This is a genomic window from Streptomyces barringtoniae, assembly GCF_020819595.1.
Lineage (GTDB): Bacteria > Actinomycetota > Actinomycetes > Streptomycetales > Streptomycetaceae > Streptomyces > Streptomyces barringtoniae.
In genome coordinates this window covers 153,293-176,707 of sequence record NZ_JAJHNP010000007.1, presented here as the reverse complement: position 1 = coordinate 176,707, position 23,415 = coordinate 153,293, and the positions used below count along the sequence as shown (strand labels likewise).

Annotated in this window: 20 protein-coding genes and 2 pseudogenes; 5 read left to right on the top strand and 17 right to left on the bottom strand. The window is 70.8% G+C overall.

Features of this window, described 5'->3' with window-relative positions:
• Positions 1-10: 10 nt before the first annotated feature.
• From LMU33_RS14590 to pqqA, 9 genes are all read right to left on the bottom strand, one after another.
• Positions 11-2,041: a PQQ-dependent sugar dehydrogenase gene (locus LMU33_RS14590; RefSeq protein ID WP_228620776.1), complete on the bottom strand. Its 2,031-nt coding sequence runs from the start codon at positions 2,039-2,041 to the stop codon at positions 11-13.
• 21 nt (positions 2,042-2,062) lie between these two features.
• The gene (locus LMU33_RS14585; protein WP_228620774.1) at positions 2,063-4,312 is read right to left on the bottom strand and encodes an alpha-galactosidase; all 2,250 of its coding nucleotides are present in this window, start codon (positions 4,310-4,312) and stop codon (positions 2,063-2,065) included.
• Positions 4,309-7,554: a glycosyl hydrolase family 28 protein gene (locus LMU33_RS14580; RefSeq protein WP_372477961.1), complete on the bottom strand. Its 3,246-nt coding sequence runs from the start codon at positions 7,552-7,554 to the stop codon at positions 4,309-4,311. Before LMU33_RS14580 ends, LMU33_RS14585 begins: the two co-directional genes overlap by 4 nt.
• A 13-nt stretch (positions 7,555-7,567) precedes the next feature.
• Positions 7,568-8,353: a polysaccharide lyase gene (locus tag LMU33_RS14575; protein ID WP_228620772.1), complete on the bottom strand. Its 786-nt coding sequence runs from the start codon at positions 8,351-8,353 to the stop codon at positions 7,568-7,570.
• Positions 8,350-9,546 (bottom strand): glycoside hydrolase family 88/105 protein, encoded by a 1,197-nt coding sequence (locus LMU33_RS14570; protein ID WP_228620770.1) that lies wholly within the window; start codon positions 9,544-9,546, stop codon positions 8,350-8,352. Before LMU33_RS14570 ends, LMU33_RS14575 begins: the two co-directional genes overlap by 4 nt.
• A gap of 482 nt (positions 9,547-10,028) precedes the next feature.
• A complete protein-coding gene (pqqE, locus tag LMU33_RS14565) occupies positions 10,029-11,147 on the bottom strand; it encodes a pyrroloquinoline quinone biosynthesis protein PqqE (RefSeq protein ID WP_228620768.1) in 1,119 nt (372 codons plus the stop codon).
• Positions 11,144-11,428, bottom strand: coding sequence for a pyrroloquinoline quinone biosynthesis peptide chaperone PqqD (gene pqqD, locus LMU33_RS14560; protein ID WP_372477960.1), 285 nt, complete (start codon positions 11,426-11,428; stop codon positions 11,144-11,146). Before pqqD ends, pqqE begins: the two co-directional genes overlap by 4 nt.
• Entirely contained in the window at positions 11,425-12,141 is a 717-nt protein-coding gene (pqqC, locus tag LMU33_RS14555; RefSeq protein WP_228620766.1) for a pyrroloquinoline-quinone synthase PqqC, read from the bottom strand. The genes pqqD and pqqC overlap by 4 nt, the downstream gene beginning before the upstream one ends.
• Positions 12,138-12,305 carry a pyrroloquinoline quinone precursor peptide PqqA gene (pqqA, locus tag LMU33_RS14550; protein ID WP_228620764.1) on the bottom strand — a complete coding sequence of 56 codons (168 nt, stop codon included), beginning with the start codon at positions 12,303-12,305 and terminating at the stop codon, positions 12,138-12,140. Before pqqA ends, pqqC begins: the two co-directional genes overlap by 4 nt.
• Positions 12,306-12,620: 315 nt before the next feature.
• Between pqqA and LMU33_RS14545 the strand changes: the two genes are divergently transcribed.
• Complete coding sequence (locus LMU33_RS14545) at positions 12,621-13,457, top strand: aldo/keto reductase (RefSeq protein ID WP_308280778.1); 837 nt, start codon at positions 12,621-12,623, stop codon at positions 13,455-13,457.
• Between the two features lie 358 nt (positions 13,458-13,815).
• Here LMU33_RS14545 and LMU33_RS14540 read toward each other — a convergent pair whose 3' ends face one another.
• Positions 13,816-14,427, bottom strand: a complete 612-nt coding sequence (locus LMU33_RS14540; RefSeq protein ID WP_228620762.1) for a hypothetical protein — start codon at positions 14,425-14,427, stop codon at positions 13,816-13,818.
• Positions 14,428-14,637: 210 nt separating this feature from the next.
• Here LMU33_RS14540 and LMU33_RS14535 point away from each other — a divergent pair, with 210 nt between their 5' ends.
• Complete coding sequence (locus LMU33_RS14535) at positions 14,638-15,345, top strand: glycoside hydrolase family 75 protein (RefSeq protein ID WP_228620761.1); 708 nt, start codon at positions 14,638-14,640, stop codon at positions 15,343-15,345.
• 13 nt (positions 15,346-15,358) lie between these two features.
• Here the strand turns inward: LMU33_RS14535 and LMU33_RS14530 are convergent, their stop codons facing one another.
• The 4 genes from LMU33_RS14530 to LMU33_RS14515 all read right to left on the bottom strand — a co-directional run bounded on the left by LMU33_RS14530 (position 15,359) and on the right by LMU33_RS14515 (position 18,764).
• Positions 15,359-16,060: an SDR family oxidoreductase gene (locus LMU33_RS14530; RefSeq protein ID WP_228620759.1), complete on the bottom strand. Its 702-nt coding sequence runs from the start codon at positions 16,058-16,060 to the stop codon at positions 15,359-15,361.
• A 293-nt stretch (positions 16,061-16,353) separates the two neighbouring features.
• Complete coding sequence (locus LMU33_RS14525; RefSeq protein WP_228620756.1) at positions 16,354-17,262, bottom strand: class I SAM-dependent methyltransferase; 909 nt, start codon at positions 17,260-17,262, stop codon at positions 16,354-16,356.
• A gap of 154 nt (positions 17,263-17,416) precedes the next feature.
• Positions 17,417-18,382, bottom strand: coding sequence for a hypothetical protein (locus tag LMU33_RS14520; protein ID WP_228620754.1), 966 nt, complete (start codon positions 18,380-18,382; stop codon positions 17,417-17,419).
• A gap of 241 nt (positions 18,383-18,623) precedes the next feature.
• Positions 18,624-18,764 (bottom strand): hypothetical protein, encoded by a 141-nt coding sequence (locus tag LMU33_RS14515; protein WP_228620752.1) that lies wholly within the window; start codon positions 18,762-18,764, stop codon positions 18,624-18,626.
• Between the two features lie 17 nt (positions 18,765-18,781).
• Here LMU33_RS14515 and LMU33_RS14510 point away from each other — a divergent pair.
• Positions 18,782-19,201: pseudogene (locus LMU33_RS14510) on the top strand (glycoside hydrolase family 48 protein); the annotation flags it as partial.
• 108 nt (positions 19,202-19,309) lie between these two features.
• Here LMU33_RS14510 and LMU33_RS14505 read toward each other — a convergent pair.
• The 3 genes and pseudogenes from LMU33_RS14505 to LMU33_RS14495 all read right to left on the bottom strand — a co-directional run bounded on the left by LMU33_RS14505 (position 19,310) and on the right by LMU33_RS14495 (position 21,565).
• Entirely contained in the window at positions 19,310-20,059 is a 750-nt protein-coding gene (locus LMU33_RS14505) for a class I SAM-dependent methyltransferase (RefSeq protein WP_228620750.1), read from the bottom strand.
• Positions 20,060-20,064: 5 nt separating this feature from the next.
• A complete protein-coding gene (locus LMU33_RS14500) occupies positions 20,065-20,373 on the bottom strand; it encodes a 4a-hydroxytetrahydrobiopterin dehydratase (RefSeq protein WP_055706243.1) in 309 nt (102 codons plus the stop codon).
• 56 nt (positions 20,374-20,429) lie between these two features.
• Positions 20,430-21,565, bottom strand: a pseudogene (locus LMU33_RS14495) (ADP-ribosylglycohydrolase family protein).
• 48 nt (positions 21,566-21,613) lie between these two features.
• Between LMU33_RS14495 and LMU33_RS14490 the strand changes: the two are divergent.
• Together LMU33_RS14490 and LMU33_RS14485 are read left to right on the top strand one after the other, a co-directional pair.
• Entirely contained in the window at positions 21,614-22,444 is an 831-nt protein-coding gene (locus tag LMU33_RS14490; RefSeq protein WP_228620748.1) for a helix-turn-helix domain-containing protein, read from the top strand.
• 96 nt (positions 22,445-22,540) lie between these two features.
• Positions 22,541-23,404: a Sco1979 family transcriptional regulator gene (locus LMU33_RS14485; protein ID WP_228620747.1), complete on the top strand. Its 864-nt coding sequence runs from the start codon at positions 22,541-22,543 to the stop codon at positions 23,402-23,404.
• Positions 23,405-23,415: the final 11 nt, after the last annotated feature.

Here is a 23,415-nt window from a genome sequence, read left to right as displayed (position 1 = left end):
CTATGGGGCGTCAACTGATCGTCACCTTGAAGATCTTGTCCGAGCCGTCGGCGGCACCTCCGTTGTTGTCGCAGTTGGTGGTGGACAGCCACAGCTGGTCGGCGCCCGGCACCTTGGTCACGGTGCGCAGCCGGCCGTAGGTGCCGACGTAGTACGCACTCGGTGTGCCGACGCTCTCGGTGTCGCCGTTGACGGGGATGCGCCAGAGGCGTTCGCCGCGCAGGGACGCCATGTAGATCACATTGCGGACGATGGCGATGCCGCTCGGCGAGGCCTCGGAGACGTTCCAGGTGGCCTTGGGGTTGGTCATGCCGGCGACGTTGCAGCTGCCCTCGCAGGTGGGCCAGCCGTAGTTGGAGCCGGGCTTGATGAGGTTCAGTTCGTCCTTGGAGCTGTTGCCGAACTCCGCCTCCCAGAGCCGCCCGTTGCGGTCGAAGGCGAGGCCCTGCGGGTTGCGGTGGCCGTAGGAGTAGACGTAGTTGCCGAAAGGGTTGCCGGGGGCCGGCTTGCCGTCGGTGGTCATGCGCAGGATCTTGCCGTTGAGGGAGTTCTTGTCCTGCGCGAGGTCGGGCTGCTGGGCCTCGCCGGTGGAGACGTACAGGTAGCCGTCGGGGCCGAAGGCGAGGCGGCCGCCGTTGTGGTAGCGGTTCTTCTTGATGCCCTGCAGCAGCACCTTGTAGCCGCTGAGTGTCGTGCCGTCGTAGGTCATGCGGACGACCCGGTTGCCCTCGGCGGCGGTGTGCATGAAGTAGACGTAGTGGTTGGTCTCCCACTTGGGGTCGACGGCGACGCCGAGCAGACCGCCCTCGCCGTTGGTGGTGACCGCGTTGGGGACCGTGCCCACCTGTGTCTTCGCGCCGCTCTTGGTCAGCTTCCACACCCGGAAGTCGTCCCGCTCGGTGACCAGGGCGGACTGGCCGTCGGGCATCCAGTAGGTGCCCCAGGGGATGGTCCAGCCGGTGGACAGGGTGGCGATGGAGGACGGGACACCGCCGTCGGTGGCGCAGGCCTTGGTGGTGAAGGAGACCGTGTTGCTCGGCGCGGAGACGTTGCCGGCGGCGTCCCGGGCGACGACGTTCAGGCTGTACGGGCTGTCGCAGGCGAGCCCGGTGAGCGTGGTGGACGTCCCGCTGGTGACGGTCTTGTAGACGGTGGTGTCGCTGCGCACGTCGTAGGCGGTGACCGCGTGGTCGTCGGTCGAGGCGCCCCAGGTGAGGTCGACCGTGTTCGACGTGACGTCGGCCGTGTGCAGGGTGCCGGGCGCGGTCGGCGGTGTCGTGTCGGAGCTGGGCTTGGTGGTGCAGTCGACGACCGGGCTGGCGGGCGAGGTGTTGCCGGCCGCGTCACGGGCGATGACCGTGAGGTCGTAGGTGGTGTTCGGGGCGAGTCCGGTCAGCGACTTCGAGGTCGTGTCCCCCGGCGCCTCGCCGATCTTGTTGCCGTGCTCGTAGAGGTCGTACGCCGCGACACCCACGTCGTCGGTCGACGCGCCCCAGGACAGGGTCAGACGGTCCTCGCCGATGTCCGAGCAGGAGGGCTGCCCGGGGCGGGTCGGGGCCTGCGTGTCGGTCGGCGTGCCGAGGCTCACGCGGTCGAGGTTGGGGCCGCCGTTCGCCGTGGTGGCCGTCGCCCGGATCTCGTTGCTGCCCGCCTTCAGGGTGACGTTGACGGACTTGGCGGCCCAGGTGTTCCAGTCCGCCGTGGCCGGGAAGGAGACGGCGGGCGCGACGACAGTGCCGTTGACGGAGAGGTCCATCGGCCGGTCGGCCGCGGTGCCGTTGGCGTACCGCAGGGTGACCGACGCGGGACCGGCGGAGGCCGCGCTGACCGTGAACTCCACGTAGGAGCCCTTGACGTTGGTGTAGTCGACGAAACCGGTGCCCGTGAAGCCGGTGTGGTTGCTGGCGACAGTGCCCTGGGAGATCAGGGCGTCCTCGGCCTGGTAGTCGGTCGCCGCGACGGCGGTGCCCTGGCTGAGGCCGGCCAGGGGCAGCGCGAGGGCCGCGGCCAGGCCGTACGGCAGAACTCTCTTGAGATGCATGGGTGTTCCCCTTGTTTCCCCTCAGCCCGTGTACTGGGTGAAGACCTTGAGGTAGTCGTACGGCTGCTGCGGCACGCCGCTGCAGGAGTCGCCGTCGGTGCCGGAGCCGCAGGGGCGGTCGCGGTTGGCGGACCAGTAGGTGAGGCGCGCGATGTGGTGCTGCCGGGCGTAGGCGAGCATGGTCCGGAAGTCGGCGACGCGGACGCGCTCACCGGAGTCGTCGGTCTTTCCGTTCATGGACGACAGGCCGATGTGGGCGTAGGCGGTGGCGTCGTCGTAGCCGTAGGCCGCCTTGACCCGGGCCTTGAGGCCCTCCATGGCCTGCGTGGTGAGGGTGCCCATGTTCGTGGTGCCGCCGCCGAAGTCGAACGGCATGACGCACCAGACGTCGTTGGCCAGGCCGGACCTTGCCGCGCGCTTGATCATGTCGACGCCGGTGGCGTCGGGGCCGCTGGTGGCGGTGCCGAAGGTGATGACCGTCTTCAGGCCGGGGTTGTTCGCCTTCACGGTCTTCAGGGCGTCCACGACACGCTGGCGGACGGTGGCGTTCGACCACTCGGTGTTCTCGATGTCGATGTCGAGCGCCTTCAGCCTGTACGCGTTGATCACCTTCTGGTAGGCGCCGGCCAGTGCGGAGGCGCTGGAGCACTTCTCCCCCAGTTTGGCACCGCTCCAGCCGCCGACGGAGACGATCACATCGCCGCCCGCGGACCGTATGCGGTTGACCGCCGACTGGTCGCCGCCGCCGGTCAGCGGCCGGGTGCCGTCCCACTTGGGGTTGCAGGTGCCGTCGGACAGGACGAAGGCGAGGGTGAACCACTTGGCGCCGGTCGCGGACATCACCTCGGTCGGGTCCGGCGGATCGCCCCAGCCCAGGTACTCGTAGGGGGCGACGGCCATGCCGGGGGACGCCGCGAGTGACTTCGGGGCGGCGGTGGGCCTGACCCGGACGAGCCGGGTCTCGCCGGGGCGGAGTGTCGCGCTGTAGGAGCCGGTGACCGTGCCCTTGTGGGAGCCGGACCACAGGTCGGTGACGTCACCGGAGCCGGTGAACCCGACCTGGGACCAGTTCACGGTGACCGTGGCGCTGCCGGAGGTTCCGGTGTTGAACAGGGCCACCACGTAGTCGCCGGTGCTCTCCCGCTTGCTCCAGACCTGCTTGACCCCGCTGTTCACGATCCGTTTCGCCGCGGCCCCGTCCTGGTCCACGCCGATCAGCCGGTCGTTGGTGAGCATCGCCTTGTCGACCGGGTCGAGGTGGGTCAGGTCGGTGCCCAGCAGCAGCGGTGCCGCCGCCATCGACCACAGCGTGAACTGGGAGCGGCGCTGGTCGGCGGTGAGTCCCGCCTGGTCGCCGTTGCCGATCTCCAGGGAGTCCAGGTCGTTCCAGCCGCCGGGGCCGGCGTACGGCTGCCAGGCGGCGGCCGAGTCGAAGCGGGTGGAGACATGGGACCAGTTCGTGAGCGGGTAACCGCTTCCGTTGGGGCCCGGACCGCAGTAGCACTCGACGTCACCCTGGGTGCGCCAGCTGTTGGCGAGCGCACGCCAGGTGGTGGCGTGGTCGAGGGGGAGGTTGTTGGACAGGGCGAAGGTGATGGGCCGGCCGGTCGCGCGCAGGGCCTTGTCCCAGGCCTGGACGTCGGGGATGTCCTGGCTGCCCACGCCGTCGATCTTCAGGTAGTCGACCCCCCATGAAGCGAACTGGCCAGCCCACGAGTCGACGAACTCCTGGGCGCCGGGCCGGGAGTAGTCGATGGCGTACATGTTCTTGCAGTTGTAGTTCTTCTCCGTCTTCGAGGTGTCCGCGATGTCCTTCGCGTGGTACGGCGTGCCCTCGATCGGGGTGTTCTTCAGGACGGCGTTCTTCGCGATGCCGGGGGTGACGTAGAAGCCGAACTTCAGGCCCTTGGCGTGGACGTGATCGGCGAGGGCCTTGATGCCGTCGGGGAACTTGGCGGTGTCCACGGCCCAGCGGCCGTGGGAGTCGACCGTGAAACCGTTTGCATCGCATTTCTGCCAGAAGTCGTCGAGGTTGACCTGGACGAAACCGTGGTCCTTCAGGCCGCTCGACGCCAGCGCGTCGGCCTGGGCCTCGATCTTCGCCTCGGTGGGCTGCCGGCGTACAAAACTCCAGCTGCTCCAGCCCATGGCGGGCCGCAGGGACTGGCCGTTGCCGGAGGCGGCCGCGGGGTGGGCGGCGCCGGCGAGGGGCACGGCGGCGGCGACGAGCAGCCCGGCCGCCGCAGTCGTGAGGGTTCTGAGCCGGGTCATGGACGTCCCTTCGGGGCGGGTGTGGCGTAGGAGGTGCCGATCCAGGCCTCGTCGATCCGCAGCCGCTGGTAGCGGGTGGTGTCGGTGGAGGCGGCCCAGGTGGTGTCGACCTCGAGGCGGACATAGCGGGCCGTCGTGCCGGGCAGGTCGATGCCCTGGATGCCACGGGCGCTCGGGAGCTGTCCGGTCTTCACGGGGCTGCCCCAGTTCTTGCCGTCGTCGCTGAGGTAGACCTTGTAGGCCTTGATCCGCGCGGACTGTTCGGTGGCGGAGCGGGCGTAGGCGACGGAGTCCTCGCGCTGGTTCAGCCCGAGGTACTGCGCCTTCTGCGCCGTGCCGAGGTCGAAGGTGAGGCTGACCGGGAGCGTCTTGTCGTTGTCCCAGTAGGTGAGGTGGTCGCCGTCGCCGGCGGCGGAGCCGGAGTGGCCGCTCGCGGACGTGCTCGCGGTGACCTTGACGCCGGTCGCGATGCCCTGGCGCCCCGCGGTGATCACCTTGAAGACGGTGTCGTACGGGTCCCAGCCGCCGAGGCCGGTGAGGGTGAGCACGCCGCCGGACTGCGACCAGGAAACCGGCGCTCCGGTACGGAGGTTGGTGACCGCCGCGATGCGGTATCCGTTGTCGCGGATGCGCAGGGTGCCGGTGCTCGGCGGGGTCAGGACGTGGATGTACTGCCGGTTCGGGTCGTCCTTGGCGACGGTGGTGACGCCGTGGGCGCCGTCGTTCCAGAAGCCGGGCTTGAGGCCGCCGTACATGTAGCCACCGCCCTCGGTGCCGTGCAGGGCCTCCCAGATCTTGTCGAGGTAGGAGTTGGCGAAGTTGTTGAAGTCCGCCTGGTTCGCCGGGAACTTGCCGTTGACCTGGGCGGTCTCCGCCATGAGCGCCTTCACCGAGGAGCCGGCGTTGGTGATCAGCCGGCCGAGCGTGAGCATCTTGTCGACGGTGGGGTTCGAGCCGTCGTACCACCAGGCGCCGGTCGACGGCAGCTTGAAGTCGGCCTCGGTCAGGCGGGGTTGGGCGGTGTAGATCGCCTGCGGGTAGTCGTAGGCGGGCGTCATCCCCGTCTTCTGCTCATTGCTGATCATGTCCATGATCGGCGTGTCTTCGTTGTTGTTGCTGAGCGTGTAGTTCGGGCGCTTCTGATAGATCTGCGCGTAGAGGTTGTGGCTCTCCCAGTACGCGTTGTCGTTGTCGATCCAGAAGCCGCCGAGGTCGGGGTAGCGGTCCATGACCTCGAAGAAGTTGTCGTACGAGAACTGCCCGAAGCCGTCGCGGGTGGTGAGGTCGACGTTCTTGCCCTTGTAGGCGGAGTAGGCGGCCGAGTCGAGCCACTCGTGGCCGCCCTCGTCGTGCCACTGGGGGTCGTCGGTCATGTAGAGGATGACCTTCATGCCCTTGGCCTTCGCGGCGTTGATCAGCTCACCGAGGAAGTCCCGCTCGGTGGAGCAGGAACCGGGGATCTTCGACGGCCACGGGCGGCCGTAGCCGAGCCGGCTGTGGAAGGTCGCCAGCACGATGTACTGCGTGTGCAGTTTCCGCGCCTCGTTCACCCAGTAGTCCGGCGTCCAGCCGCCGCTGGTGACGTCCTTCTCCCAGGCGGTGCAGCTGGTGTGCGCGGGGGCGGTGCGCAGGCCCCAGTGCAGGAAGAGGCCGCCGACGGAGGCGCGGAGGAAGGCCTGGCGGGGGTTCTGGACGTCGCCGGGGCGCACCGGTGCCGCGCAGTTCTGGCTGGATCCGCTCGCCGACACGCGCAGGGCGCCGCCGTTGGTGGTGTGGCTGTCGCTGACGCAGTAGCCGGTGACGGACTGGAAACCGAGGTCGTGAGGTGAGTTGCCGCCCTTCTGCGCTGTGAACCGGGTCAACCGGATGCCGCTCGCCGCGTTGGCGATGAAGGCGGGGCGGCCGTCGTCCGCCGCAAACTTCACGGAGCTGTCGGTGAAGGTGACGCCGTCGGCATCGTGCAGGTACCAGCCGTACGCCGGCCGGGTCCCGATGCTCTTGGGGTTGTAGTCCTTGGGGTCGTTGCTCGGCACACCGGTGGACATGGTGCCGTTGCCGCCGGGGACGGTAATGTTGACATGGTTGAAGGTGACGTCGCTGATGCGGTGGCCGTCCTCGCCCCACAGGGTCGGGCTGAAGGACGGGCTGTTGCCGGTGGCCGTGATGCTGTCGTAGGTGATGTTGCTGATCGATCCGACACCAGGACTGTTTCCGCACCGTTTGCGCGTGCCGATCTTCTCCATGATCGGCGAGTGCACGTTGGTCATGGTGATGTCGCGGTAGTGGACGTCGGAGATCTTCGCGCCGTCCATGGAGACCATGCCGAGCCCGGACTTGTCGGCGCCCTCGATACGGATCTTCTCGAACTGGTAGTCGGAGAAGTCGCCGCAGGTCTCGGACCCGAACATCAGGGCGTTGCAGCAGCGCGCCGACAGCACCGAATCGCTCACGCGCACATGGCCGTTGGGGAGCTTGGCGCCGAGGGCGTAGTCGCTCTTGAAGACCAGGGCGTCGTCGTTGGCCGCGATGTGCGCGTTGGTGATCGTGACGTCGGTCGTGGAGATGACGTTCCAGCCGTCGCGGTCGCTCGCGGTGTCGATGGTCAGGTGGTCGGAGACGACGTTCGTGCATCCGTTGACCAGGGCGGCGAAGTGGCCGCCGCGGCGCAGCGTGAGACCGTCGCCGAGCCGGAGCCCGTCGCAGCGGGTCAGCGAGAGGATCTTGTCGGCCTGCCCGGACCTGGGGTTGCCGGTGATCAGGTTGCCGGCGCCGTCGATGACCCCGTCGCCGGTGAAACCGATGTCGGTCAGCCGGTCGCCGTAGATCATCGCGTCGTGGAAGTGGCTGTGCCCGTAGTCCTGGTACTTGTCGTTCGGGTTGGACTCGGGCGGGTCGTAGGTGCCTGCGGAGGAGCCCTGGAGGGTGGCGCCCTTGTCGACCTGGAGCGTCACATGGCTCTTCATGTGGATGGTGTTCTTGGACTTGTAGGTGCCGGCCGGGAGGCGGACGGTGCCGCCGCCCGCCGCGTTGGCCGCGGTGATGGCCTTGTCGATGGCGGGGGTGTCGTTGGTCGAGCCGTCGCCCTTGGCGCCGTAGTCGCGCACGTCGTAAACGGTTGCCGGGCGGGGCGTTGCAGGGTGCGGGGCCGCGAAGGCGGCGGGGTGGGTGAGGCCGAGGACGACGGCGAGGACGCACAGGACGATCGCCGCCGCCCGTCTCGGGTCGGCGATGGCGGGTTTCACGAAGACCGCTCCTCTAGGCGAGTTGGTAGCCGCGGAGGTTGGTGAGCAGCAGGTAGGTGTCCTGCAGGGATCCGGAGGTGTCGCCGAGGGAGCGGTAGATGCCCCACTTGGGGCGCACCCGGTCGGCGAGGAAGGTGTCGACACCGGACCTGGACTTGTCGACGACGGTGGTGGAACCGTTCTTGAGGATCCAGCGGACGGAACCGGCCGAACCGTTGCCGATCTTGATCTGGAAGTCGACGTCGGTCCACTTGTCGTGCAGCGGGTCGAGGTTCGTACGGCCGACGAGGATGTCGCCGATCGCGAGCCGCAGTTCGATGGTCTGGACACCGTTCAGGCGCCGCAGCGACTGCACGACGATCGGCGAGGTGCCGGCGCCGGGCTGCTTCATCTGCATGATGTGGGTGAAGGTGGTCGTCGCCTTGAGGGTGCTGGGGATGTACATCGAGTACGTGAGCCGCCAGGTCTGGCCCTCGGTCCACCTCAGATAGCTGCCGGCGCCGGTGCGCAGCCCGGTGACCTCCTGGCGCTGGCGGTCGGTGGAGGTGTCCCGGTCGACCGTGTGCATGTTGAAGCGCCAGTTGTCGCCGGTGGCGAAGATGTGCGGATGGCCCGCAGGGTGGGAGTGCGCGCGGTCGTCCTCGACGGTCTCGAAGGCGCCGAGCCCGTCGCTGCGTGCCGACGGCGACCACTTCAGCTGCCAGGAGGCGGCGTGCGCCTCGGTGGCGGGCAGGCCGGTCGCTGCTGTCACGGCACCGCCGAGCGCGGCACCCAGCACGACCCTTCTGGACGTGCTCATGACACTGAATCACCTCGCAGTTGCTCGTTCATGATCAGGAAGGCCCCGAGCCCGTGGAAGTCGTTGGTGGCCCGGGTGCGGCCCACGTAGTACGCGTAGTCGCCGACGTTGGTGCCGACGGAGATGTCGGCCAGGTTCGTACGGCCGTCCGCGCCGACCGACAGCCGGGCCAGCACACCCTGGTGGCCGCGCCGGGCGACCGCGTCGAAGCGCGGGTACAGATAGCCCTGTTGGACGCCGCGGGAGAGGGCGTAGGCGAACATGCTGGAGCAGGAGGTCTCGGTCCAGTTGTCCGGCCGGGAGCCCTTGTCCATCACCTGGAACCAGCGACCGGACGCCGGGTCCTGGTACCTCTCCAGCGCCGAGGCCAACGTACGCAAGGTGCCGAGCAGTTGAGGACGCCGGGGCTGGTCGGCCGGGATCGCGTCGAGGACGTTCACCAGCGCCATCGCGTACCAGCCCACGGCACGGCACCAGTGCTCCGGGGCGAGTCCGGTGGCCGGGTCGGCCCAGCTCGCCGACCTGGACTCGTCGTAGGCGTGCCGCAACAGGCCGTTCGCCACCTGGAGGTGACCGCCGTAGACGGCCAACTGCTTGGCGGCCTCGTCGTTCGTGTAGGCACTGTCGCCGAACTCTTTGCCGTACTCGACCAGGAACGTGTTCACCATGTAGGCACCGTCCGCCCACAGTTGGTGGGCCCGGCTGCTGGTGTCGGCGTGCCAGAAGCCGCCGTCGGAGGTGCGCGGATAGCTGTTCAGGCGGTCGCGGATCTTCCGCGCGGCCTTGCGGTAGCGGTCCTGGCCGGTCTCGTGGTGCAGGACCACCAGCAGCCGGCCCGCCTGCATGCTGTCGAGGCTGTTGAAGGACTGGTCGATCGTGCCGTCACTGTGCACGAACCGGTCGACGTAGGCCTTGATGTAGGCGAGCAGGCGGGGATCGTGGGTGCGCCGGTAGACGAGGTACTGGCCGTAGAGGTACAGGCCCACGGGGTACGACCAGCCGCCGATGGTGGCCGGCGTGTAGCGCGCCATGGTGGAGTCCACGACGGCCGTCGACCAGTCGCGGGCGGCGGCGGGACGGGGCGCGGGGGCCGGGGCGGCGCTCGCCGGGGGTACGGCGGCGGGCAGCGCGACCAGGGTGACGGTGGCGACCGTCGCCGCGGTCAGCGCGGCCCGCAGACGTCGGCGTCTCATGGTCCTCCTTCTCGGTAGGCGTACGCGGATGGATCAGCGGGGTCAGCGGTGCCGCGGACCAGGACGTCGACGAGAAGCCGGTCCCGGGGCGTCCCGGCAGACAGGGGCCGTCGTGCGGGGAACGTCGCCGGCCAGCCCGGCCCGCGAGCGTCGGCATCTCAACGGACTCCGCCTCGGTAGACATACGCGGGTGGATCAGCACAGTCGGCGGCACCCTGCACAAGCGCCTCGACGAGAAGCCGATCCCGAGGCGTCCCGGCAGACAGGGGCCGCCGTGCGGGGAACGTCGCCGGACAGCCCGGCCCGCGAGCGTCGGCATCTCAACGGACTCCGCCTCGGTAGACATACGCGGGTGGATCAGCACAGTCGGCGGCACCCTGCACAAGCGCCTCGACGAGAAGCCGATCCCGAGGCGTCCCGGCAGACAGGGGCCGTCGTGCGGGGAACGTCGCCGGACAGCCCGGCCCGCGAGCGTCGGTATCTCAACGGACTCCCCCTCGGTAGACATACGCGGGTGGATCAGCACAGTCGGCGGCACCCTGCACAAGCGCCTCGACGAGAGGGTGGTCCGGAGCGTGCCGGCAGGCGGGGTCGGTGCGGGTGGCGTCGCCGGTCAGGGCGTATGCCTGGCAGCGGCAGCCGCCGTGGTCGACGGTGCGCAGGGCGCAGCCGCGGCACGGTTCGGGCATCCAGGACTCGCCCCGGAAGGCGTTGAAGGCCCTCGACTCCCGCCAGATCCAGGCAAGTTCGCGGTGCGTCACGTTCGGCGGGTCCAGACCGGGCAGGGTCCCGGCCGCGGGGCACGGCAGCACCGTGCCGTCCGGGGCGACGGTGAGCGAGACGGCGCCCCAGCCGCCCATGCAGGGTTTCGCGGTGGCGTCCACCAGGTCGGGGGCCACCCACACCAACTCCAGTGTGCCGCCGAGGCGTTCACGCCAGCGGGCCACTCGGGCACGGGCGCGCTCGACCTGGGCGGGTGTGGGCAGCAACCCGGCACGGTTGCGGGCCGCCCAGCCGTGGTACTGGGTGTTCGCCAGCTCGATCCGGTCGGCACCCCAGTCGAGCGCGAGCCGGATCAGGCCGTCGAGGTCGTCCAGGTTGCCGCGGTGCAGTACGGCGTTCACCCCGAGGGGCAGTCCGGCCTCGCGGATCAGCCGGGCGGCGCGTTCCTTCGCGGTGAACGACCGTGCTCCCGCGATCCGTTCGGCGGTGACCCGGTCCGCGTGCTGCACCGACAGCTGCACACTGCGCAGCCCGGCCCCGTTCAGCTCCGCCAGCCGCCGCTCACCGAGGCCCACCCCGCTGGTGACGAGCTGGGTGTACAGGCCCGCACCGTCGGCGGCGGCCACCAGGTCGGGCAGGTCGCGCCGCAGCAGCGGCTCGCCGCCGGACAGATGGGTGTGGACGACACCGAGCGCGCCCGCCTGCCGGAAGACCTCCGACCACTGCTCCGTGGACAGCTCCCCTGACCGGCTGACCAGTTCGACGGGGTTGGAGCAGTAACCGCAGCGCAGTGGGCAGGCGTGGGTGAGCTCGGCGAGCAGGGCCCAAGGAGGACCGGGGGGATGGGGAGGTGTGGGAGGTGCGGGAGGTGCGGTCATCTCAGCCAGCCCTCCTTCCGTAACCGGTTCAGAAACTCGGGGACTTCGGCGGCGACCGGCGCGGCGGGGTGGCGTACGGCCAGCTCGGTGACGACGGCGGCCACGTCCCGGACGCCGTCGCACAGCCGGAGCACACCGCCCGCACTGCCGTCGAGCACCACCACCCGCTCCGGCAGCAGCAACAGGTCGGTGCCCCGTACCCGGTCGTGCCGCAGCACCACACCACGGGCGAGAACGGGGCGCCATGACATGGCGGGCGAGGCCGGCGACGCCGCTGTCACGGGTCGCTCCGGTCCACCGCGTCGAGCAGGGCCCACAGGACCTCGCACTTGAACTCCAGTGCCGTGACGGCCCGTTGTTGCTCCTCGCGGGTGCGGGCCCGGGCGAGGACCAGGGCGAGGGCCTGCTCGGCGTCCCGGGCTCCCTGGGTGACACGGGTGCGGAAGTAGCCGAGGCCCGCCGCGTCGATCCACGGGTAGTGGCGTTCGAAGGCGGCGATGCGGGTGCGCATCAGGTCCGGGGCGGACAGCTCGGTCAGGGAGGCCGCGACGGCGTCCAGCAGCGGGCTGCGCTGGCAGAAGGTGACGTACCCCTCCACCGCGAACCGCACCCCGGGCGGGACCCGGGAGGTGTCCCACAGTTCCTGGCGGGCCAGGCCGGCCGCCTCGCCGAGCCGCAGCCAGCGCTCGATACCGCCCCCCGTGGCGTCGGTACCGTCCTGGTCGCGGATGCGGCGCAGCCAGGCGCGGCGCTCCTCGGGCCGGTCGAGCTTCGCGAGGATCAGCGCATCCTTGACGGGGATGTGCCGCTGGTAGTGGAAGCGGGCGGCGATCCAGCGGCGCAGTTCGGCGGGGGTCAGTTCGCCGCGGTGCATCCGCTGGTTGAAGGGGTGCCGGTCGTGGTAGCGCGTCGCGGTGACCGCGCGCAGCCGCTCGGTGAACTCGGCGGCCGGCCAGGCGGCGCGGCCGTCGAGTTCGGGTGCTGCCGCGGTCATGCGGCCGGGGGCGGCTGGGGCGGACGGCGGTCGGCGAGCGCGTACGCGGTCACCTCCAGCGCGGTCTCCACGATGTGGTAGTCCGGGCTTTTCCAGGGCTTTTCATCCGATGTATTCGGGGCGGTGTGGCGTGTCAGGGCAGGCAGGGAAGGACTCTCGCTCATGTGTGCGTACTCGCTTTCCTGAGGGTGGGGAGTCTCGGAAGGGAGCCGGAGGGAAGACGCGACCTGGTCAGGGCCGGTTCACATGTATGCACCGGGTTCAGTGACACGTCCGGTGGCGCGATACAGAGTTGCGGGACGGAGAGCTCCGGTCAATGGTCCGGACCGAAAACGTCGGATGCGTTTCCGGCCAATCTCTGCTCCTGGCACTGACTGACCGGTCAGTAGAGGCGAATGTCGCCGTCAGGAATGCGTGGCGGCGCGTGATCGTTGACGATAGGAGTACCACCTGTCGACAACCGAAGGATCAAGAGGCTCGTGAGCAGCAAGGTCCCCCCGATCATCCTCAACAACGGCGTCGAGATGCCCCAGCTGGGCTACGGCGTGTGGCAGGTGCCGGACGACGAGGCCGAGCGGGCCGTCGCCACGGCACTGGAGGCCGGGTACCGCAGCATCGACACCGCGGCCATCTACGGCAACGAAGTGGGCACCGGCAAGGCCATCGCCGCCTCCGGCCTGCCCCGCAATGACGTCTTCGTCACCACCAAGCTCTGGAACAGCGACCAGGGGTACGACTCCACGCTGCGCGCCTTCGACGCGTCGCTGGAGAAGCTGGGTCTCGACTACGTCGACCTGTACCTGATCCACTGGCCGCTGCCGGCCCGCGGCACGTCCACCGACAGCTACAAGGCGTTCGAGAAGCTGCTGGCCGACAAGCGGGTCCGCGCCATCGGCGTGTCCAACTTCCTTCCCGAGCACCTCGAGCGCCTGATCTCGGAGACCTCCGTCATCCCGGCGGTCAACCAGATCGAGCTGCACCCGCACCTGCAGCAGCAGGCCGCTCGCGAGTTCCACGCCGAGCAGGGCATCGCGACCGAGGCCTGGTCGCCGCTCGGCCAGGGCAAGGGCCTGCTGGAGGTGCCGGCGATCGTCGCCATCGCGCAGAAGCACGGCCGCACCGCGGCCCAGGTCGTGCTGCGCTGGCACATCCAGCTCGGCAACATCGTGATCCCGAAGTCGGTGACGCCGTCCCGGATCAAGGAGAACATCGAGGTCTTCGACTTCAGCCTGGACGACGAGGACCTCGCGGCGATCCGCGCCCTCAACGAGGACCGGCGCCTGGGCCCCGACCCGGCCGTCTTCGACATGGGCTGACACCCCACGCGCACGCCACGGCCGCCCGCCCCGTCCGCGCGGAGGGGCGGCGGCCGTGTGCGCTCCGGGGTCGGCTGCGCGGCGCGCCGCGCAGCCGACCCGCGGCGCCTCGGGCCATACGGGCCGCCTCCCATGCCGGGCCCCACGCCCCACACCACCCAGCCCACCACGCACCAGACCCGCGCCGCCCCGAACCGCACGGCCGTGTGCGCCCCCTTCCGGATCATGAGCCGACGCCACCCGGCACCTACCGCCCCGCCGGCTCCGGAATGCGCCCCGCACACAAGCCCGCCCGCCCCACGCACAAGCCCGCCCACCCCCGGCACTCGGTCGGCCGCGCGCCCTGGCGTCGGCGGGCTCAGTCGCCCCGCACGTCCGCGTGGAGGACCTCGAACTCCTCCAGGGCGACCACCATCACGTGCGCCTTGGCCGCGCTCTCGCGCCGGATCGCCGCCTGCCCGGCCCGGGACGCGGTGAGCGACACGCGGTCGGCGAAGAGGGCACCCGCCATGCCGCGGCCCCGGTCGCGGTCCAGGAAGAGGGCCGCGCCGGCGAATCCGGGCAGGGCCTCCAGCCGGGGCAGCACACCGGCGTGGAAGGTGTCGGTGGCGAGGTCCGCGTCCGCCGGGTCGAACTCGAGCCGGGTGACCCGCAGCCCGCCGCCGGTGACGGGCCGGTGCACGCGGTGGAAGACGGCGGCCTCGTAGTTCTCGACCGCGACGGTCCCCGCGAAGGGCTGCAACAGCTCCAGCCGCCGGGCGCTCATCACCTCGTCGCTGTTGCGGCGCGCCTCCGCGGACTCCCACCAGCTGACCGTGAGCAGTTTGCCGAGGTCGCGGTCGACGAAGACACCCGCGCCCCGGTAGCCGGGCCGTTCCTCCAGCAGGTCGTGCCCCCGCGTGTTCAGGGCCCCCACGGCCATGCCCAGCTGCGCCGGATCGCCGGTCGCGTACACCGTGCGTACGAACATGCGCCTCGCCTCCCGGAGCGGTGGCCCTGCCGACCGACGCGGCAGACATATCCGGAAAAGTGGTCCTCTTCAGTTTTGCCACGGTCTCAAATCCCCGCAATACGCACAGCTTTCGGGAGCTCGCAACCGGAGGCTTGACGAGGACATGCACACGGGTCCACGGTGTACGGCACCTGGTAAGGAAACTTTCCTAACAGAAGGGCCCCCACAGTGCGCCTTCGAACCCTGACCCTTGCCGCGGTCTCCGGGGCCGCCCTGCTCGCCGCCGGAGTGCTGCCCGCGCACGCGTCCGCCGGCGCGGCGGCGCGGACCGCTCCGGCCTCCGCCCAGGAGGGCTCGGTCAGTGCCGCCGATCTGCTCGCCAAGGTGAAGTCCTGTTCCCAGATATCGAACGGCAAGTACAAGACCGACGACGAGACGTCCGCCACGGTCCCCGTGTGCGGCAAGAACGGCGCGGTGTTCTGGAAAGCCGACATGGACATCGACTGCGACGGCCAGCGGACCACCAACTGCAACGAGAACCGCGACCCCTGGTACCAGGACGACACCGCCTTCCACCAGTCCGACGGCAAGCCCCTGAAGGCGGAGTCGCTCCCGTACATCGTCGTCCCGAGCTCCAGCAGCATCTGGAACTACTCCAGCGCCGGCATCAAGGGCGGCGGCGTGGTCGCGGTCATCTACAACAACAAGGTGGAGTACGCCGTCGTCGGCGACACCGGCCCCACGAAGATCATCGGCGAGGCGTCGTACGCCACCGCCAAGGCGCTCGGCATCGATCCCGACCCTAAGACCGGCGGCGCCGACTCGGGCGTGACCTACATCCTGTTCAAGAACTCCAAGGTCTCCCCCATCGAGAGCCACAGCGCCGCGGTCTCTCTCGGGGACCAGCTGGCCAAGCAGTTCCTGGCCAACAACTAGCAGTATCCGTGCGTCAGTTGGGCTGCCCCAGCGGACGTACGACCACGGTGTTGACGTCGACCCCGGCCGGCTGCCGGATCGCCCAGACCACCGAGTCGGCGATCTGGTCGGGGGTCAGCAGGTGTCCCGGCGGCAGGCTGCCGAGCCCGTCCCAGAAAGGGGTCTCCACCCGGCCGGGGGCGACCAGTGTCACACCGATCCCGAACTCCGTGACCTGGCGCCGGGTGTTCTCGGCGAGCCCGGTGACCGCCCACTTGGTGGCGCCGTAGATGTTGCCCGGGGTGTTCACGAACCCGGCGACGCTGCCGACGAGGACGATCCGGCCGCGCGACTCCTTCAGCGCCTCCACGGAGGCCCGGATGAGCAGGGCGGGGCCGAGGACGTTGGTGAGCACCATCTCGGTCCAGCCGGCCGGGTCTCCGTCGGCGACGGTGTCGTGGGTGGCGAAGCCGGCGTTGGCGACGACCGTGTCCAGTCGGCCGTATGCCTTGAGCGTACGGTCGACGGCGTCCTGTACGTCTTCGAATGCCGCCGCGTTACCGGCGACCGTCAGCAGTTCCCCGGGATTGCCGAGCCCCTCGGCGAAGTCCCGCAGCCGGGCCTGCGTACGGCCGGTGACGGCGACCCGGTGGCCGGCGGCCAGCAGCTGCCGGGCGACGGCGGCGCCGATGCCCGTGGCGCCGCCGGTGACGAGTGCGACCGGAGAGTCGTTCATGTGCGGTCCCCCTGTGTGTCGGTGAGACCGGCAGTCCATCACTTGGAGAACTCTCGAAGTCAAGCGCCGTCGCAGGTACGGCAGCGGTACGGCACCGACGGCGGGCAGCAGTGCCGGGCCGCGGCAGCGGACTGCTGCGGGCCCGACGGCCGTGCGAGGACGGGCACATGGGGCGTCGGGGCGGAGCGGCCCCGAGATGCGCGGCCCAGCGGCCCAGCGAGCCTGCGGCGCCGGAGTCGTGGGCGTGCTCGGCACCTCACCCGGCCACCGGAGACATGCCGGGCCGCGCCCGGTCACACCGGTCGTACCGCCCGGTGCACCGTGTGGGCCGACAGTACGAACACGTCGGGGCGTCGGTGGAGGCCACCGGGGTCGGCGGGGTCGAGGAGGCGGTCGAGGGTGGCTCGGTCCTCGGCGTCCATGACGTCGCCGTGGATGTCCCGGGTGCGGGTCAGCCACCCGACGACGAAGGCGCGGGCCCGGTCCGGCACGGGGGCGGGGATGTCGAGGAGGAAGCTGCGGGTGCCGGTGTGCTTCAGTCCGGCCGCGGTCAGCAGGGCGGGCCAGTCCTCGGTCTCGGGGACCGCGCCGGGCAGCTCGGCGCGCATCCGCGCGAAGCGCTCCTCCTGGGCCGCGTCGAGGCGGGCCTGCAAGCCCGGGCGGCCGAAGCCGATGTCGCGGGGCAGATAGCGGCTGGGCAGTCCGCCCTCCAGGATGGCCAGGGTCCCGCCGGGTGCGAGCCGGGCGGCGAACGCGGCGAGCGCGGCCTTCTGGTCACCGAGGTGGTGCAGGCTTCGGCTGGCCCACAGCAGGTCCGCCGGATAGGCCAACTCTCCGAGGGAGTCCGGTAGTTCACCGGCGATGGTACCGAAGCGGTCGGCGACGCCCTGGCGGGCGGCCCGGGCCCGGGCGCGCTCCAGGAGCGGTTCGGAGGCGTCGGCAGCGACCACCCGCGCGCCGGGGAACGTGTCCGCCATCAGGCAGGCGATCACTCCCGGCCCGCTGCCCGCGTCCACGATCAGCCCGGGCTCGGTCACTTCCTTGCCCAGCCAGGCCAGGGCGCGTGCGTACACCGGGGCGCACACCTCGGCCTCCGCCTCCATCAGCTCGGCGATCGCGGCCCAGTCGACGTCGCCGCCATGGGTGTGACCGTGGCCGTGCTGTGTGGAGTGCCCGTGGTGGGCCTGGTGGTCGTGTGCCATGTCGCTCAGCCTCTCGCTCGGATGCGGCCAGAGTGCGACGGCGCAGAAGGAGATGCCACTTTCCTTGCCGGTGCCGCAAAAAAGGTGCCGATACGGCAAGCAGACGACCGCCAGGTCCCTGCGGTATCCGGCCGGCCACCGCACAGCGTGCGTCTCAGGCCAGGTTTCTCAAGATCGCTCGGGCCTTGTCGGCAGCGGCCTTGCTCTGGCGGTATGCCTCTTCGAGAGCGGTCCGGTTCTGCTGGATCAGGTGTTTCTGGACGCGAATGTCGATGGCGCGGACCGTGGGAACGTAGTGGGTCTTCTGTTTGCAGACGGCGTCCGCCACGGCGGTCGCCTTCTCCAGCCCGGAGGGAACATGGGGGTCGCGGTGGGGGTTCTGTGCGAACTCCTTCTCGCTCCGCCTGGGGTCATTGCGGGCGTCGGAGGGCTTGGCGTAGTGGTATCCGCGGGCCTTCATGCACGCTGACCAGGCGCGGTCCGCGGCCTTCCACTCGTTCGTCTTCTCGCCCTCGGTGATGCCCTCTCCCTTCACGTCCAGCACCGGGTCACGGCGGTCCTGGGGCCGGAAGCCGTACAAGGTGCGGTCGGCCTGGCCGAGACAGCCGTGCGCGGGGACGGTGTGCCCGTGGACGGTGTTCTTGTTGCGCTGGTACTCGAACTCGCCGGTCAGAGCCACGTATTGGGGCAGTGTCCACTTCCGGTCGGCGGTCTTCCGGTTGGCCTTCCACTCCGCGTACGCGCCCTGGTAGCCGTGGACGGCCGCCTGCTTGGGGTCGCTGACGCCGTACCGGTCGGTGTCGGCGGTGAAACTTACGGCAACCAGTACTCCGGCCTGCTGCGGAGGCATCGGCCAAGCCGGGGGCGGGTCCAGGCTCAGCGTACGAAGCGCGGGGAATCCCAGGTCGTTCATGCAGGAACGCGCCAGGGCCCAGCGTGCCCTGTCGATGGTTTCGTTGTCCGTCCTGGTCAGTTCGTAACGGTCGACGGGAAGGGCCGAGGAATCAGCGGAGCCGGCCGGCTCTTCGTGCTGCCGGGAGGCCGGCTGCCGGCTCCCGCACGCGGCGACGAGGGCGAACACTGCGACGGCTGCTGCGGCGAGAGGAGTGGTCTGGCGCATCCCGACAGCCCACCAGGTGCAGACCAACCGCGGCTATGGCGGAGGCCACACCTCCGGTCCCAGGAAAGCTCTGGCCGTGCCTGTCCCGGTCGAGGACATGCCCTGACCGGACCCTGTCTCCGGGAGGTCCCGTGGCGGTGTCGTGTGAGCTGTGGCGGGTGGGCGGCTGGTGTTCGTCGGCGGAGCGCGCGGTCCGCCGGGGCCTGGCCGGTAGCGCCGGACCCCGGCGGAGGTCACCGGGTCAGGGCAGCGGCGGATACGCGCTCTGCATCAGCTGCTGGAACTGGGCGGAGAACCAGTGCCCGGCCGGCGGCGCGTTCGCCAGCGCGCCCGTGGGGTTGTTGCCGTTGCGGGCGTTGCCGCCGTAGCTCGGGTCGCACATCCGGTCGAAGTCCTTGCCTCGCCGACTACACCGACGACGTCGGCGTGGCGGCGGCGTACACCAAGACGCTGACCTACTACGGCGCCAAGTCCGGTGACGCGACGGCGAAGTCCACGGTGAAGGCGCTGCTGGACGGCATGTGGAACAACCACCCGGACGGCCTGGGCATCGCCGTCCCCGAGACCCGCAGCGACCACAGCCGGTTCGGCGACGGCGTGTACGTGCCGAGCGGCTGGAGCGGCACCATGCCGAACGGCGACGCGGTCAACTCCTCGGCCACGTTCACCTCGATCCGGTCCTTCTACAAGAACGACCCGGCCTGGTCGAAGATCGAGACCTACCTCAAGGGCGGCGCCGCGCCCAGCTTCACCTACCACCGGTTCTGGGCCCAGGCGGACATCGCCCTGGCCATGGGCTCGTACCCGGAGCTTCTCGAATGGCCCGGCCCCGCCAAGGCTCCGCGTACCGCGACGGGCGGCCCCCACCCACACAGGGGGCCGCCCGGTCGTCGCGCGTTCCCCCCAAGGTGTTGCCGGCCATGGCCGTCAGCCCGCCGCCGTCTTCCGGAACGCACGCACCGCGAACACCGGGTCCGGGCGGGGGCGGTCCTGGTCCGGGAGGCGGGAGAGGCTCGCGGCGAACTCCTCGGTGCGCGGCTCGCCCGGTGGCAGCAGGGTGAACCAGCCGCGGCGCAGGTCGGCGACGGTGGCGCGGGGGCTGCGGCCCTGCCCGACGCCGGGGAACGCGGTGGCCCCGGCCGGCCGGAGCCCGTGCCGGACGGCGTGCGCGGTGACGGTGGCGGCGGCGTCCTGCGCGGGGCGGCGCGGACGGGAGGCGAGGACGGCGTCGATGTCGCTGCCGACGTCGTGCGCCGCGGCCTTGTCGACGGTGGTGACGTAGACCCCGCCGGGCCGCAGCACCCGGGCGCACTCGGCGACGATCGCGCGGACGTCCTCGGCGTCCTGCAGCAGGTGCAGCAGCCAGATGCTCGTGACGGCGTGGAAGGTGCCGGTACGGAACGGCAGCCGGCGGCTGTCGGCCCGTACGATCGCGCCCGGCAGCCGTGCGACCGCCCTGCGCACCATGGCGGCGGTGAGGTCGGCACCCGTCACCCGGAGCGCGGGACGGTCGCCGGCCAGCCGGCGGGTGACGATGCCGGTGCCGCAGGCCACGTCGAGCAGGCGGCCCGGCCCGTCGGGGATCAGGCCGAGCACCGCCCGTGCGGCCGCCGCGGCGCGGGCCTCGCCGCCGCGCAACGCGTCATAGGCGTCGGCTTCCTTCTCGTAGTCGAGCACGCCCCTCAGTGTGCGTGGTGACCTGGGGCGATGTCCTCCACCCTGCGGGCGAGCGCGAAGTCGTTCGCGGTGAGCGCGCCGCCCGCGCTGTGTGTGTGGACGCTGAGGGAGACGGTGTTGTAGCCGAGGGTGAGGTCGGAGTGGTGGTCCAGTTCGTCCTGAACGGCGGCGATGTGCATGACGAGCGCCGCCGCCGCGACGTGCGAGCCGAGGCGGTAGGAGCGGGTGAGCCGGCCGGTGTCGTCCACCGACCAGCCGGGCAGTTCGGCGAGCCGGTCCTCGATCTCCTTCTGCGACAGCGGTTCGACGGCCATGGCCGGGTCTCCCTTCGAGGGGGCTGCAACACGGGCTACGGGTTCAGCCTGCCACGTCAGCCGCGTGCGCACTCCGCCGCGAGGTCGTCGGCGAGCGCGGCGATCCGGTCCCGGCCCTCCACCCGGGCCACCCAGGCGTGCGGCAGGCCGGTGTCGCCGCGGAGCGCGCCGAGCAGGTTGCCGCAGATCGAGCCGGTGGAGTCGCTGTCGCCCGAGTGGTTGACGGCCGGCAGCAGGGCCTGCCCGGCATCGGGCTCGGCGAGCGCGCAGTAGACGCCGAGGGCGAGGGCCTCCTCGGCGACCCAGCCCGCGCCGAGGGACTCCACCTTCTCGGCCGCCGGCGTCCCGTCGGCGGCGAGGTCCAGGGCGGCGCGCAGGGCGGCCGTGGTCTCCGTGTGGCCGCGGTGCCGCTCCAGCAGCCGCAGCGTGCGCAGTACGGCGCCCTCCAGGGACTCCCCGGCGACCAGGTGCGCCACGATCGCGGCGAGCGCACCGGCGGCGTAGCAGCCGGTGGGGTGGCCGTGGGTGATCTGGGCACCGCGCGCGGCCATGGCGACGGCCTCCTCGGCGGGCCCCACCAGTCCGAAGGGGGCCGAGCGCATGACCGTGCCGCAGCCCTTGGAGTCGGGGTTGACCTCGCCCGGTGTGCCGTCCAGCGGGAGCGCGGGGTCGGGCGCGTACATCCGGGCCGCACCGGACAGGCAGGCGTTGCCGGGGGCGCGGCCGGGGGTGCCCCCTCCGGGGGAGTACAGCCAGGCCTCGGTGACCAGGCCGCCGGCCGGTGCGGTGCCGGGCTGCGGCTGCGCCGGCTGCTCGGGGCCGGGCTTCGACTGGGTCTCCAGCCAGCGCTCGTAGGCCTGACGCAGCAGCAGGGGCCGGGCGCCGCCGATGCCCTTCTCGCGCTCCCGTGCGTGCGCCTGGATCAGGGCCTCGACGGTGAACAGGGTCATCTGGGTGCCGTCGCTGATCAGGCCGATCGCACCGTGAGCCCCGGGGACGAAACCGGTTACGCCGCGCGCACCGTGGGTGGCGCGGATACGGTCCAGGGTGGAGAACTCCACCGGGTAGCCGAGGCGTCACCGAGCGCGCCGCCCAGGAGACAGCCGCGGACCCTGGCCCGGTACACGGCCGAGGCCTGAAGGGACGCCTGCGGGGACGAGGACCGCCACGGCCCGGACCACGGCTCGTTCATGCGCAACTGAAGCAACTCCTCAGCGACTCCTCGACTACGGTCGGACGTATGGCCATTGTCGCTTCCGGTCCCTCCGCGTCCGCCACCGCCCCCGCCGCCGACAAGGGCGTCGGCCCGCTGCTGCGCGCCTGGCGGGAGCGGCGCCGTGTCTCCCAGCTGGAGCTGGCGCTGCGCGCCGACTCCTCGGCCCGGCACATCAGCTTCGTCGAGACCGGCCGGTCCCGGCCGAGCGAGGAGATGGTGCTGCGGCTCGCCGAACATCTGGACGTGCCGGTGCGCGAGCGCAACGCGCTGCTGCTGGCGGCCGGTTACGCCCCGCACTATCCGGAGACCCCGCTGGACGACCCGGCGCTGGACGCGTTGCGCGACGGCATGGAACGCCTCATCCAGGGCTACGAGCCCTATCCGGCGCTGGTGGTCGACGCCGGGTACACGGTCGTCACCGCGAACCGGGGCATCATGATGCTGCTGGACGGCGTGCCGGAGACGCTGATGTCGTCGCCGAACGCGATGCGGCTGACCCTGCATCCGGAGGGTCTCGCACCACGCATCCGCAATCTGCGCGAGTGGCGCGGGCATCTGCTCGCGCAGATGGAGCGGCAGATCGCCCTGCAGCGCTCGGACCAGCTGCGCGCCCTGTACGAGGAGGTGGCCGCCTACCCGGTGCCAGAGGACGCGCCGGGTGTTGAACCGGCCGAGCCCGTCCCGTACTTCGCGCTGCCGATGCTCATCGAGCACGACGGCCGGATCCTGTCGTTCGTGTCGTCGATCTCCACGTTCAACACGCCGATGGACGTCACGGTCGCCGAGCTCGCCATCGAGACGTTCCTGCCGGCGGACCCGGCGACCGCCAAGTACCTGCACGGGCTGGCCGGTTGACCCCCGCCCCGCGGTCCTCATGGCCTCGGACTGGTGTGCGACAGGGGATCACATGGCAGACTGCCCGCGTACTTCGGCGCGTAGGGGAGGCGTGGCGTGAGTGAGCGGCGGGCTGCGCCCACTGTGGGCCAGGTGGTGCTCGGTAAACGGTTGCAGGAACTGCGCGAGGCGTCGGGCCTCGGCCGGGAGGAGGCCGCCAAGGTCCTCAGGGTGGCGTCGGCGACCGTACGGCGGATGGAAACGGCCGAGGTCGCGCTGAAGATCCCGTACGTGCAGGTGCTGCTGGACACCTACGGGGTGCCCGAGGAGGAGGCGGCCGCGTTCGTGCGGCTGGCCGAGGAGGCGAACCAGCCGGGCTGGTGGCAGCGGTTCCACGACGTGCTCCCCGACTGGTTCAGCCTGTACGTCAGCCTGGAGGGCGCCGCCCGGATCATCCGCTCCTACGAGCCGCACTTCGTACCCGGTCTGCTGCAGACGGAGGACTACGCGCGGGCGGTGCTGGAGGCCGGGACGATCGGGCAGACCTCGCCGCAGTCCGTGGAGCGGCATGTGTCGCTGCGCATGGAGCGGCAGCGGCTGCTGGAGCGGGACGACCCGCCCCACCTCTGGGTGATCATGGACGAGACGGTGCTGCGGCGCCCGGTGAGCATGCGCGGCGAGGTGATGCGCGAGCAGCTGGACAAGCTGCTGGAGTACGCCGAGCGGGACCGGGTCACCCTCCAGCTCGCCGAGTTCGCGGCGGGCCCGCATCCGGGGACGTACGCGCCGTTCACGCTGTTCCGCTTCGCCGAGCCGGAACTGCCGGACATGGTGTTCACCGAGTACCTGACCGGCGCCCTGTACCTGGACTCCCGCCGCGAGGTGGCCGCGCATCTGGAGGTGCTGGACCACATGACGGCCCGCGCCGCGTCGGCACAGCGCACACAGAACCTGCTGCGGGAGTTCCGCAAGACCTTGTGACGTCACGTCCG